Genomic DNA, 13,102 nt, shown 5'->3' with positions numbered 1-13,102 from the left:
TACTTATTTTTACAATTACATATTGTTTTTCTTATAAATAAATGCTAGTATAATAAACAACAAGTAAAACGCAATGAAACATATCCAAACACAACAAAACATAACTATAATAGAAATATCTTTATGAATGTGAGGTTTTATTTATGAAAAGGAAAATAGGATTATTTAGTTTAGTAACTGTTTTATTAACAACGTCACTTATTGGTTGCGGAGCTCAAAAGGCATCAACTACTCCACAAAAGGAATCTGCTACTGAAGCTTCAATAGAATTAAATATTTCCGCTGCTGCCAGCTTAAAAGAAGCGATGACAGATATACAAGACGAATATAAAAAGACTGCTCCAAATGTTACTTTAACTGTTAACTATGGTGCTTCTGGATCTCTACAGCAACAAATAGAACAAGGTGCTCCTTGTGATATCTTCATTTCCGCTGGTCAAAGCCAAATGAAAGCATTAGACAGCAAATCTTTATTACTTGAAAATACTAAAAAAGACTTAGTTAAAAATGATTTAGTTTTAATCGGACCTAAAGACACTACTATAACCGGTCTTTCTGATCTAACAAGTGATAAGGTTAAAAAGATAGCTGTTGGGGAACCTAAAAGTGTACCAGCTGGACAATATGCTGATGAAGTTTTCACTAAGCTTGGTATTAAAGATTCTATTTCATCAAAACTTGTTTTTGCAAAAGATGTAAAAGAAGTACTTGCCTGGTCGACTTCTGGAAATGCTGAAGTTGGATTTGTATATAAAAGTGATGCATTAAGCAGTAAAGATGCTAAAATTATAGAAACAATAGCAGAGGACAAGCATTCACCGATTACATATCCAATCGGAATAATTAAGGCTAGTAAAAATGCTGATGCCGCAAAAGCATTTGAAGATTTCTTATTTACTGATACTTGTAAAAAGATCTTTGAAAAATATGGTTATGGAATAGCTTAATATAGTGAAAAAAATAACAATTCAAAAATATCACTTGAATTGTTATTTTTCTTATTTTAAACTATTATAATATTATCTCCAGCTTTAATATACCCCTCTTCTAGTACTTTAGTAAATATTCCTTCCCTAGGCATTACACAATCTCCTACCAATTTTCTAATTTCGCATCCCAAATGACATTCCTTTCCTATCTGAGTAACTTCTAGCGTAACATCGCCAATTTTAAGCTTTGTTCCTATAGGAAGTTCATATAAAACTATTCCCTCAGTAGTGATGTTTTCAGCAAACTTTCCTGGAGTAAGTCCTTCGACTCCTGATGATTTCATTTTATCAATACTTTCAGTTCCAAGCAAACTTACCTGCCTATGCCACTCTCCTGCATGAGCATCCCCATCTAGACCATGATTAACTCTAAAGAAACCTTTTTCTATAGGATATTTTATAACACCTTTTTTCTCACTTATATTCACTGAAATAACCTTACTCATCATAATCCCTTCCTTTCAAATATGCCTGATTTCCCTCCACTTTTTTTAACAAGCATAATATTGTTTATAACCATTTCTCTATCAATAGCCTTACACATATCATAAATAGTTAATGCTGCAGTGGATACTGCAGTAAGGGCCTCCATCTCAATGCCTGTCTTTCCTACAGTCTTAGTAGTTGCAGTTATTTCAATTTTATTGTTTTCAACGTCAATTCGAAAACTTATATCACAGCCAGATATCATTATAGGATGGCACATTGGTATTATTTGTGGAGTATTTTTAGCACCCATTATACCTCCTACCTGCGCTACTGATAATACATCTCCTTTTGAAATAGTACCTTCTTTTATTCTTTCAATGGTTTCTCTTTTCATTGAAACTGTTCCAATTGCTACTGCTTCTCGTACAGTATCAAGTTTTTCAGATACATCAACCATTCTTGCTCTTCCTTCTTCATTTATATGAGTTAGTTCCATTTTTCTTATTCTCCTATCTTATACTTCCTAAGTTTTTCATTCTATTGATGCATACTGCTATAACTTTTCCAACAGTATTTATCCTCCTATTTGAACCATGTTTTTTAATTCTATATTTTCCGTGTCACTGCTATTAAAACCATGGTGACTTGGTTTATTATATATTGCATTTTCAATAACTCTTTTTAATTGTTCTTTACTTATTCCACTACGTAGAAGAGGCTTTAATGCGACTCCATTATTATAACGAAGACATAATTTCAAATTTCCATCAGCAGTCAAACGAATACGATTACAAGTGTCGCAAAATTCATTTGAAATTGCACTTATAAAGCCAATACTTCCTTTAAAATCTGATAAATTATAATACACAGCTGGTCCATTACCATGTTTAATTTTTGAGTTCTGAAGAGTTCCAAAATTTTGTTCTATCTGCTCAAATATTTGTTCATTACAAACAGGTGAATAACTTTTTCCAAAACCAATAGGCATAAGTTCTATAAAACGCACATCGATTGGATTTTCTTTAGCAATTTTCAATATATCTATTAAGTCATCACCATTTAACTGAGATATTGGGACACAATTTATTTTTGTTTTCAATCCAAGCTCCACTGCTTTTTTCAATCCAAACTTCACTTTATCTAAGCAGTCTCTACGAGTAATTTCATTAAAGTTTTTACTATTTAATGTATCAAGACTTATATTTACACTATCAAGACCAGCTTCAGCTAAACTATCTGCCATGTCACCAAAAAGTACGCCATTTGTAGTCATTGTTATCTCTTCAATGCCGTCAATATCTTTGATTCTTCTAACTAAATTTACAATCCCCTTTCGTACTAAGGGTTCTCCTCCTGTAATTTTGATCTTATGAATACCAAGCTGCGAAACAGTTTTAACTATTAACATAATCTCCTTAAAAGTAAGTATTTCGTCATGTTCTAAGTTTTCAATTCCACATTCCGGCATACAATATACACATCTAAGATTACATCTATCTGTAACAGAAATTCTAAGGTATTCAATATTTCTACCACTACTATCTACCATTTTATTCACCTCATATCAACCAATTTTATCACAGATAATTTTTAAATACTTATCCAAGATATTGAGCCATAGGAACACTTTCAGGCTGACCTTATAATATTTATTAACCTTTGTCAGTCTTATTTCCCGAAACCACAGTTAGGGAATGTACAAATATCGCATGAAAGACACAATCCACCATGCCCAAGGTTTGCAATATCCTCTAAAGTTATTTTGTCATTTACCATAACTCTTGGAAGAACCAAATCAAAAATAGTCCGTTTAGCATACATTACACAGCCTGGAAGTCCAATAACTGGAAGTGCATCATTATAATACGCTAGTAAAAACATTGCACCTGGAAGCACAGGAGCACCATAGGCAACAATCTTTGCGCCTGTATTTTGGATTGCAGTTGGGGTTGTATCATCAGGGTCTACACTCATTCCACCTGTACATATTATTAATTCTGCACCTTCTTTAATAAAATCCTTTATAGCTTCTGTAATTAATTTAGGATCATCACTCAAAATCTTCTGCCCTAAAACTTCAACATTATATTCTGCAAGCTTTTCTCTAATAACAGGCCCAAATGTATCTTTAATTCTTCCATAGAAAACCTCATTACCCGTAGTTACAATCCCTGCTTTTTTGTGGATAAATGGAAGAATCTCCATTAATGGTTTATCACCTGCCAATTTAACTGCCTCGTCCATTTTCTTTTGTTCAATTACAAGAGGAATAATTCGTGTGCCTGCTAATTTATCACCTTTTTTTACAGGAAAATTACTGTGGCGTGTCGCAATCATCATTTCACCAAGAGAATTTATTTTACGAAGCTTTTCAATATCAATTTTAAACAAACCATCTTCTGCCGCAATTAGTTCAATTTTGCCTTCCTTCACCTTAGTTGCACTCATATAGTCACTTTTACATATTTTACTGAGAATTTCTGCTGCTTCATTTTCATGAAGCATCCCCTCCTTTTTTTCCCATACATAAAGATTATCTTTACCTATTGATAATAAAACTGGAATATCTTCCTCCGTAACAATGTGTCCTTTTTTAAACGCAACATCTTTTTTTTCTCCTTTGATAATTTGTGTAATATCATGACAAATTACATTACCTACAGCTTCTGTAGTTTTAATCTTTTTCATTTTTGTTCCTCCATCATTATTTGGTAATTTTGTATAAGTATAATAAATTATAAGTAAAATTTTTTTCAAAAATTTTGTTAAATATCAAGTGAAACTTGATTCAGGTGGGGTTTGATCCCCATATGAATCTTAGTTGAACTTATCTAGGGTCGTGCCGCTGTTATCTCCAATTTATTGAAGTGGGAGTGTTACAGCGGCTAGCCATCAGATTAATTGCAACTTCTAAAATAACCTTTCAAATTCATTCTTTGCATACTGGTGTACATTCTGTTCAAATTGCTGATATTTTTCCAAAAATTCAGTACCTTCTTTTGTAAGATAAGTTTTCCCACCATTGCTCCCACCATGCTTTCTTTCAACTACTGCATAATCTAGTTCTTGTTCCAACTGATTTAACATACTCCATGCTTTACTATAAGATAATGCCATATGTTTGCATGCACTTCGTACAGAGTGGGTATCTTGAATCAGAATTAGAAGCAATCTTGTTCTTGAATCAAAAAACAAGGATTCTTTTTCAATGCTGATTTTAACAAAGGGATGAAGTATATGTTTATTATGTTTTATTAAAAGTTGATCTAATCGGTCAATATAATCAGTATCATATAGAATACCTTCATCTTCTACATCTATCCATTGTCTTTTAACTCCAATATTTTCAATGGCTCCTCGTAATCCCATATTCCCATTATATTTTAGAATCTTAGGAATCAATTCAGACGATATCAAAAGGGGATGCCCAGATTTTCCACGATATGCTGGTGAAAGTAATTTTTCATCATATTCTATCATCATTTGAAGCGTCTCTGGTGTAAACATAGGAATATTCACTGGAGTGAATAATACCTGGTCGCATTTATTCTGTAAAAAATCTAGTCCTATCTTTGCAGAATCGAACTTTCGCGAGTTTTCATATTGATCATTTCTCAAAAATACAACTCCATAATCAGCTAAATGATGTTCTATTTCTTCAGCCTTATATCCAGTAATCACCACAATTGGTGAAATTCCAGCTTTTTGAAACGTTAAAACAATTCTTTTTACGACAGTAATTGAACCAATTTTCAATAATGGATTTAATCCATTTCTTTCTGATGTTTTTCCTGCGGCAACAATTATACCGCCTGTTGTTCTCTTCTCTTTACTCTTCATATCTATACCTCTTGCTCTACTTAAGTAGTATTATCTTATTCTTCCACAAAACTCAAATAGGCTTGTACATATCATTCAAACTTTAACAAATTGATTAATATCTTATATTTTGGTTATTAGATTCCAATTTTATCCCTTAAACTAATTGGTTATATTTTACTTTTCATACAATATTATTCTACACGTTTTTATAAAATAATTAAACCCTAAAAATACATATTATGGATTATTATTATATCTGTTTAGAATATATCCTTATTTATCAACAATTTTAATAATGAGGCATATTCAAAAAATAACGAGTCCATCTGCTACGCCTATTTTCCATCATCCTGCGTCAGCAGATTGCCCTAATAAGCCCGCTATGAGACCAATCTACTTCCTTGCTTGATGAAAAATAATCATGGCATTTTGGACTTGTTATTTTCTTTCATATACTTAAAAAGCATTCAATCCTGTTGAGATTAAATGCTTATATTCTATTTAACTTTACCTTATCTCTAGCCACTAAGATTCAGACTGGAATCAAATCCAGCCTAAATAAAATTTCGCTTGATGCCCGAATTTTATATGAGTTAAATTCCATTACTTTCAAGAAAATCATGTAGTAAATTCATACACACAGTTTTTCTGTATTTTGCAGATACTCTACCCCTTATTGGAACAATTTCCTTTTCGTATGCTGCTAGATACTTATCCTTGAGAGCCTTAGCTTCTTTAACAGTCTTTCCTATAAGCATTGCATCAATATCTGGACGACTTATAACAACATCACTTACTGCGCCAAATGCTGTTCTACAGTTAAAAACCTTATCATCAACTATATTAATGATGCCAACGAAAGAAACCCTTGAAATTGCCAAAGCATTTCTTTCACCAACTTTCTTGTAATAGTAATTATTTAAATTATTTTTATTCATTAGAATCTCAACAAGGAGTTCATCTTTCTCAATCGCAGTATTCTTTCTTCCAAGGTAAAAGTCAGAAATAGGAATTACTCGTTCCCCTCTGTTGTTTGCAAGACGCAGTTTAGAGTCAGTGGCAAAAAAGATCAGTGCACTATCAGCCTTTGGAGAACCATTGCATATATTTCCACCAACAGTACCAATATTTCGAATTGCTGGTGCTGCAATCTGTGAAACTGCTTCTTTCAGTACTGCTGGAATAAGTTTATTTTCAATAATATCAGTATAAGTACATGCTGCACCAATACGAATATATTCTTTATCTTCTACAATATTTTTCATTTCTGCTACTTTATCAAGGAATAAATATGTGGCATTTTCATCTGGTTTAATCATCAAATCAGTACCTCCAGCATAAGGTGTAACACTTTCCTTTGCTAGGATGTCCAATGCTTCTTTTAAAGATGTTGGTTTATAACAATCTACCATAATCCTTTCCCCTCCTTTGCTGCAATACCAATAGCCTTAACTATGGCATTATAACCAGTACATCTACAAAGATTTCCAGAAATGCCTTCGCGAATCTCTGCTTCTGTAGGATTTGGATTCTTCTTAAGGATGCATTCAGTTGCAAGGATCATGCCTGGAATACAAAAACCACACTGTACAGCACTGACTGATGCATATGCCTTATCAATAACTGCAAAACGTTCAGTTTCTCTAAAGCCTTCAATAGTGACAACGGTACTGCCTTCAATACTGCCCATAGCCACCATACAAGAATTAACTAACCTGCCATCAAGAATTATAGAACAAGCTCCACATTCACCTTCTTTACAACCGCACTTTACGCCAGTAATACGAAATTCATTTCTAAGTACATCTAGTAAGCGCTCATTTGCTTTGGAATTTGATGCGACCTCTTTGCCATTAAGAATAAATTTTATCATTATTTATGCACCTCCTGTAAAACAATCATTGTATCTTCTGTTGTGAATGGAACCTTATTTAGGTTTCCACCAATGGCATTTTCCATAGCTTCAACATAAGCTGGGGCTGCACCTACGAGAGGTAGCTCACCTGCACCCTTTGCTCCATATGGACCATGTGTATATGGATTATTGATGATTTCAGTAACTAGATTTGGTACATCTACTGCTGTAGGAATAATATAATCACTAAAACTATTATTTCGAATCACACCTTTATCGTTGTAATCCATCTGTTCCATAGATGCATATCCAATCCCTTGAAGGAATCCGCCCTGCATCTGTCCTTGTATAATATTCATGTCAATAGGAATACCAACATCAAAGCTTCCCCATGCTCCCAGTATCTTTGTAGTGGCAGTAAGTGTATCTACTTCCACTTCAATAGCATTTACTCCCCAAGAATAGGTTGGATACGCATCTCCCTTAAATTCATCAAGACTAAATGGAATTACAAAATCAGGTTCAACGAAATGTTCTTCTATAACTTGAACTTCTCCCGCTTTCCACTCTTTTTTAAGTCTTTCTGCTGCACGCCTTAATAATTCTCCAACTGTCATAAGCGAACGACTTGCAACAGTTGGACCTGAATCAGGAACAAGATCTGTGTCTGGATTATTAATGAATACTTGTTCATAGGAAATGCCAAGGGTATCCGCAACAATTTTAGAGAAAGTAGTTTTAAGACCTTGACCTATATCTGAATTACTTGCAAGAATATCTACAGTATCATCTGAATTTTTCCTTATTTTTGCAATTGCTTTAATGAAATCACGTTCTCCACTGCCAGTAAAACCGCATCCATGGAAAAATAAAGACATTCCAATACCTTTACGATATCTGCCATTCTGAATCTTATACTTGTCTCGTTTTGCACGGTAATTGCAAAGTTTATCAATCTGTTCAATCATTTCAGGTAGAGGTACATGGAAATGATATTTACCACTAGTAGACGTAGAATCACCTTGTTTAACAATATATTCTTCCTTAAGCTTAAGGGAATCAACACCCATTTCTTTTGCAATATGATCCATAATCATTTCTACTGCAAAGAACGTCTGTGGTGCACCAAATCCACGGTATGCGCCACAAGGTACAGTATTGGTCTTAACAGCACGTCCCACAACGCGGAGATTATCTACACGGTATACGCCGTTTGCACAAATTAAGCCACGCTGTAAAACAACTGGAGAAAGTGTAGTGTATGCACCACTATTAAATAAAACATCAATGTCCATGCCAGTAATCTTGCCATTCTTAATAGCTACCTTATAGGTAGATATAGATGGATGACGTTTTGAAGTAAACTCCATGTCTTCTCTTCTATCAAATATAACCTTAACAGGTCTATTGGCCTTTTTAGCAGCAACTGCAACCTGGCAGGCAAGTATTGAAGGAAATGCTTCTTTTCCTCCAAATCCTCCACCAGTAACATCTTGAATTATTTGTATATCCTTTGCTTCATAACCCAATGCTTTTGAAACTGCTCCATAGACATAATATGGACATTGCATAGAACCTCGTACAGTCATTCTTCCATCATGGGGATAAGCAATCATCCCCTGAGTTTCAAGGTAAGCTTGTTCTTGATATCCAGTCTGAAATGTTTCTATGAAAACACGATCAGCTTCTTTTAACGTCTTATCTATATCCCCTTTTGCATAGTTGTAATGGAAAAAAACTGTATCAGACTTACGCATATCCAAAATAGGAACTTCTTCTTCGTATGCTACAATAATCTCATTTAAAATTCTTTCAACTTCTTTAAACTCAGGTCCAACAACCATTAAAATCGGTTCCCCAACATACTCTACAGTATCTTCAGCATAAACCGGAGTATCATCCTCAACAATATGGACACGGTTTACACCTGTTACATCTTTCTTATCAACAACAAAATAACCTTCCGGTAATTTAGGAATCGAAATATTGGTGATTCGTGCTTTTGCCTTTGCTGAATGCAGTAGTTTACCATAAAGCATACCATCCATCACACGATCATCCACGAAAAGAGCACTACCCCTTATTTTAGATTCATGATCCTTTTTCTTTACAGATTTACTTATTTTTTCCATGCATAGCACCTCCCATATATCTACTAATTATTTTTTGCAAACTTTCAAAGTCTTTAACTTTATGTTATCTTACAAAAATATTTGCAATGTATTTCCTTACTTAAAATCCAATTTTAATATATTAAAATCTCAATTCTTTTCATCCATATAATGTACCAACCTATTGTAATCTTCCTTTGTATCTGCATCTATCGTACACCCAAAATCCTCAACAGGAACTGTTACTATTTGGTCTTCAAGCTTATTCCATAATTCTCTAAGACCCCCATCTCCATGAAAATTAATAATAAAATCTATGCATTTCCAAGAAATCAAGGGTGGATGTTTTCGTTGTCCATTAATAGTAGGAAAAGCCACCATAGCACCTGTTCTGCTTATTGAATCTTTCACCATAAGGAAAGTTTTTGTTTTAATTGCTGGCATATCTCCCGGAAGAAGATAAAAGGCATCACAGTTATCCAATGCTAATACTCCAAGCTTAACAGACGCAAGCATATCCGTTTCAGCATATTTTTCATTGTATATAAATGTTAATTGTGAACAATCATATTTATTACGTAGTAAATTCTCAACCTCTTCAGCATTAAATCCCAAAACTACAACGATTTGATTCACTCCAGCATTAAGCATACTATCAATACTGTATTCAATTATAGTTTTTTCTTTCAATTTCAGGAGTGGTTTAAATGCCTTCATACGGCTAGATAAACCAGCAGCCACTATAATGCCATTAGTTTTCATCTAAGAATCTTCCTTTCTTAATAATATAGATAAACAATTTAAGAATTCGACTTATTAGATGAACATATTTACAAAGTTACTAAAACTTTAGGTGCATATCTTCACTAGAAATTATAAATATATTTGTGTAGAAAACATTTGAAAGTGAGCTGTTAAAGGTTCTTAGCAGTAGGTTGTTCCATTTTAGCTTGTCAAACTGAAAGTTGGAGCATGCTAAAGTGGCTGCAACCTGCTACTTAGAACCTTCAGCGATATTTTCATAGTTTTTCGGAATCAAAATATTTATAATTTCGGTAAGTTTCCACATAAATCTAATTTTAAATTTGAGTATCTATAAAAGAATAAATACTTCCTTTTATATATTATTTATTCTTTTGTTTTTTATAAAATGTATCTTTTAGTGGCAACTGAGCACGGAATTTTCCGTCTAATCTATAGTAAGCAAGGGAACAAGCTGGAGCTGTTGGAATCAAGCATAGTTCTCCGCAACCTTTGGCACCATAAGTCTCTGGAATTTTATTTTTGCTCTGCACAAGAATAACTTCAAGCTCAGGGGCCTCAGTCGCTCTCATAAGTCCTAGTGTGCCTAGTTTTGTCTTAGGATAACTTCCTTCAATTTTAAATTCTTCTGTCAAAGCATAACCTAATCCCATAACCATACCACCTTCAATCTGCCCTTCAACAGATTGAATATTGACAGGTGTTCCAACATCATATGCTGCAACTACTTTTTCAACTTTTCCTTCTTCATTTAAAATAACAACTTGTGCTCCATAACTATAACTTACATGACTAATTGGATTTTCTTTTATAGATCCCATTGGGTCTGTCTTTGCAGAATACTCTCCATAAAATTCTTTGCCTTCTAAATCATCAAGCCCTAAGCCTTTATCTAATTCTGCTTTCAATTTTTCAGATGCTCGTCTTACAGCTTCTCCAGTTACTACAGTTTGTCTAGAAGCTGTACTAGTTCCTGAGTTAGGTGTACGAATAGTATCTGGTCTTTCGTGTATAATAAGAACCGGATCTAACCCAGTTGTCTCACATAATACAGTAGTGCACATTGTTGCAATCCCTTGCCCCATACATGCTGCAGAAGTTCGAATATGAACTTTTCCATCTTCAATTGATAAAATACAACGCCCAATGTCTTTATTTCCTACACCAGTTCCGCTATTTTTGAATCCAATAGCAATACCTGCATATGGATTTGATTCATATACATCCTTAACAGCTTCCAAACACTCTGCCATAGCAACACTTTCATCTGCTATCTGACCATTTGGCAGAACCTCCCCAGGACGAATTGCATTACGATAACGAATTTCCCATGGTGAAATTCCAACCATTTCAGCAAGTAAATTAATGTTATTTTCAGTAGCAAAGCAACTTTGTATTACACCAAAGCCTCTAAATGCACCAGATACAACATTGTTTGTGTAAACTGACATTCCCAAGATATCAATATTCTGATAATTATATGGTCCAGGTGCGTGAGTACATGCTCTTTGTAATACAGGTCCACCAAGAGATGCATACGCACCTGTATCGGCAATAATAACACCTTTCATAGCTGTCAAATAACCATTTTCATCGCAAGCTGTTGTAAACTCCATTTCCATTGGATGACGTTTAGTATGATAATCAAGACTTTCCTGTCTCGAGAATTTTACTTTACATGGTTTTTTCGTATACCATGCCATTAATGCTGCATGATGCTGAACGCTCATATCTTCTTTACCACCAAATCCTCCTCCAACAAGTTGTGCATGACAATGTACCTTTTCTATTGGAATTTTAAGCATATTTGAAATCTCACGTTGCTCATCATAAACAGATTGAGAACCTGAATACAACAATATGCCATCTTCTCCTTCAGGCATGGCGATTGCACATTCTGGCTCCATAAATCCATGTTCCTGAAATGGTGTCTTATATTTTCTTGTTACAACATATTTAGAATTTTTAATTGCTTCATTAGCATTGCCTCGTTTTAGAATATCACGGCTCATAATATTTCCATCAGAATGTATTAGAGGTGCATCTGCCTTTAAAGCATCTGTCGGACAAGTAATGGGTTCCAATTCAGTATAGTCAATTTCAACTAATTGACATACTTCATCAAGTTTGTCTTTATGGTAAGTTGCTACTAATGCCAATGCATCTCCTACATATCTAGTTGTATCTCCTTCAGCAATCATTACATCCCAGTCCTGCTTTATATGTCCAATTTTATTGTTTGGAACATCTTTTGCAAGTAAGACTTTTGCGCAGTCTGGATGTGCTTCTGCTTTCTTTATATCAATTTTATTTATAATAGCTCTTGGATATTTTGTACGTACTGCTTTTACATATAACATTCCAGGTATTTCAATATCATCTACGAAAATACCTATCCCATTTATTTTTTCAGCTGCATCAACACGTTTAAATTTCTGTGCCATTTTCAATTCAGTAGGAGCAGTTGGGATTTTAAGATTGTCCCTAAAATATTCTGCCGCCATTAAAATAGCTTCTTCAATTTTCTTATAGCCTGTACATCTACAAAGGTTTCCATTAATTGCTTTTTTCACATCTATTCTTGTTGGTTTAAGATTAATATCTAATAATGATTTTGCGGAGATTACCATTCCAGGAATACAAAAACCACATTGAACTGCGCCTGCTTCTGCAAAACAATGTTCATAAACTTCCTTTTCTCTAGAGCTTAATCCTTCAACAGTTAAAATCTTTTTTCCTTCAAATTTTGATATCTTTTGGAGGCAAGCCTTTACTTTTTTCCCATCTACTAAAACGGTACATGCTCCACACGCCCCTTCGCTGCAACCATCTTTTACAGAAGTGATTCTCAAATCATCTCTTAAAAAAGACATTAAAGATTTATCAATTTCAGATACTTCATCTTTACCATTTATATTTAATCTAAACATAAATAACCTCCCATTTCATATCTCTTAACAGTATTTACTATAAATAGTATAAATCTGTAAATAATTTCTAGCAAATTATTTCTCAAAAGAACTTGCTAAGTATAACTTCTAACATTTTAATATATAGATAAATAACTTGTGAATTCAGCTTATTAGATGAACAAATTTACAAAGTTACTAAAACTTTAAGTTCTATCTTCATTA

At 33.8% G+C, this 13,102-nt stretch carries 11 protein-coding genes; 1 reads left to right on the top strand and 10 read right to left on the bottom strand.

What is annotated here, in order from left to right:
- Positions 1-143: 143 nt before the first annotated feature.
- Positions 144-947 carry a molybdate ABC transporter substrate-binding protein gene (modA, locus tag F3K33_RS09930; protein ID WP_039773848.1) on the top strand — a complete coding sequence of 268 codons (804 nt, stop codon included), beginning with the start codon at positions 144-146 and terminating at the stop codon, positions 945-947.
- Positions 948-1,003: 56 nt separating this feature from the next.
- On the opposite strand, the gene F3K33_RS09925 is transcribed toward modA, so the two are convergent.
- From F3K33_RS09925 to xdh, 10 genes are all read right to left on the bottom strand, one after another.
- The gene (locus tag F3K33_RS09925; protein ID WP_023976179.1) at positions 1,004-1,435 is read right to left on the bottom strand and encodes an MOSC domain-containing protein; all 432 of its coding nucleotides are present in this window, start codon (positions 1,433-1,435) and stop codon (positions 1,004-1,006) included.
- Positions 1,435-1,914 carry a cyclic pyranopterin monophosphate synthase MoaC gene (gene moaC / locus F3K33_RS09920; protein WP_023976180.1) on the bottom strand — a complete coding sequence of 160 codons (480 nt, stop codon included), beginning with the start codon at positions 1,912-1,914 and terminating at the stop codon, positions 1,435-1,437. The genes F3K33_RS09925 and moaC overlap by 1 nt, the downstream gene beginning before the upstream one ends.
- Before the next feature lie 78 nt (positions 1,915-1,992).
- On the bottom strand, positions 1,993-2,967 hold the full coding sequence (moaA, locus tag F3K33_RS09915; protein ID WP_023976181.1) for a GTP 3',8-cyclase MoaA: 975 nt from the start codon (positions 2,965-2,967) through the stop codon (positions 1,993-1,995).
- Positions 2,968-3,086: 119 nt separating this feature from the next.
- Complete coding sequence (locus F3K33_RS09910; protein WP_023976182.1) at positions 3,087-4,106, bottom strand: molybdopterin-binding protein; 1,020 nt, start codon at positions 4,104-4,106, stop codon at positions 3,087-3,089.
- A 222-nt stretch (positions 4,107-4,328) separates the two neighbouring features.
- The gene (locus F3K33_RS09905; protein ID WP_023976183.1) at positions 4,329-5,258 is read right to left on the bottom strand and encodes an NTP transferase domain-containing protein; all 930 of its coding nucleotides are present in this window, start codon (positions 5,256-5,258) and stop codon (positions 4,329-4,331) included.
- 575 nt (positions 5,259-5,833) lie between these two features.
- Entirely contained in the window at positions 5,834-6,652 is an 819-nt protein-coding gene (locus F3K33_RS09900; protein ID WP_039773849.1) for an FAD binding domain-containing protein, read from the bottom strand.
- Entirely contained in the window at positions 6,646-7,113 is a 468-nt protein-coding gene (locus tag F3K33_RS09895; RefSeq protein ID WP_039773850.1) for a (2Fe-2S)-binding protein, read from the bottom strand. The genes F3K33_RS09900 and F3K33_RS09895 overlap by 7 nt, the downstream gene beginning before the upstream one ends.
- Positions 7,113-9,227: a xanthine dehydrogenase family protein molybdopterin-binding subunit gene (locus F3K33_RS09890; RefSeq protein WP_039773851.1), complete on the bottom strand. Its 2,115-nt coding sequence runs from the start codon at positions 9,225-9,227 to the stop codon at positions 7,113-7,115. Before F3K33_RS09890 ends, F3K33_RS09895 begins: the two co-directional genes overlap by 1 nt.
- A gap of 129 nt (positions 9,228-9,356) precedes the next feature.
- Positions 9,357-9,968, bottom strand: a complete 612-nt coding sequence (locus F3K33_RS09885) for a nucleotidyltransferase family protein (protein ID WP_039773852.1) — start codon at positions 9,966-9,968, stop codon at positions 9,357-9,359.
- A gap of 362 nt (positions 9,969-10,330) precedes the next feature.
- Positions 10,331-12,898, bottom strand: a complete 2,568-nt coding sequence (xdh, locus tag F3K33_RS09880; protein ID WP_039773853.1) for a selenium-dependent xanthine dehydrogenase — start codon at positions 12,896-12,898, stop codon at positions 10,331-10,333.
- Between the last annotated feature and the right edge of the window lie 204 nt (positions 12,899-13,102).

The organism is Clostridium beijerinckii, assembly GCF_008705175.1.
Lineage (GTDB): Bacteria > Bacillota > Clostridia > Clostridiales > Clostridiaceae > Clostridium > Clostridium beijerinckii.
Note: the sequence above shows the minus strand (reverse complement) of the source record. Positions and strands in the feature narration are given on the sequence as shown.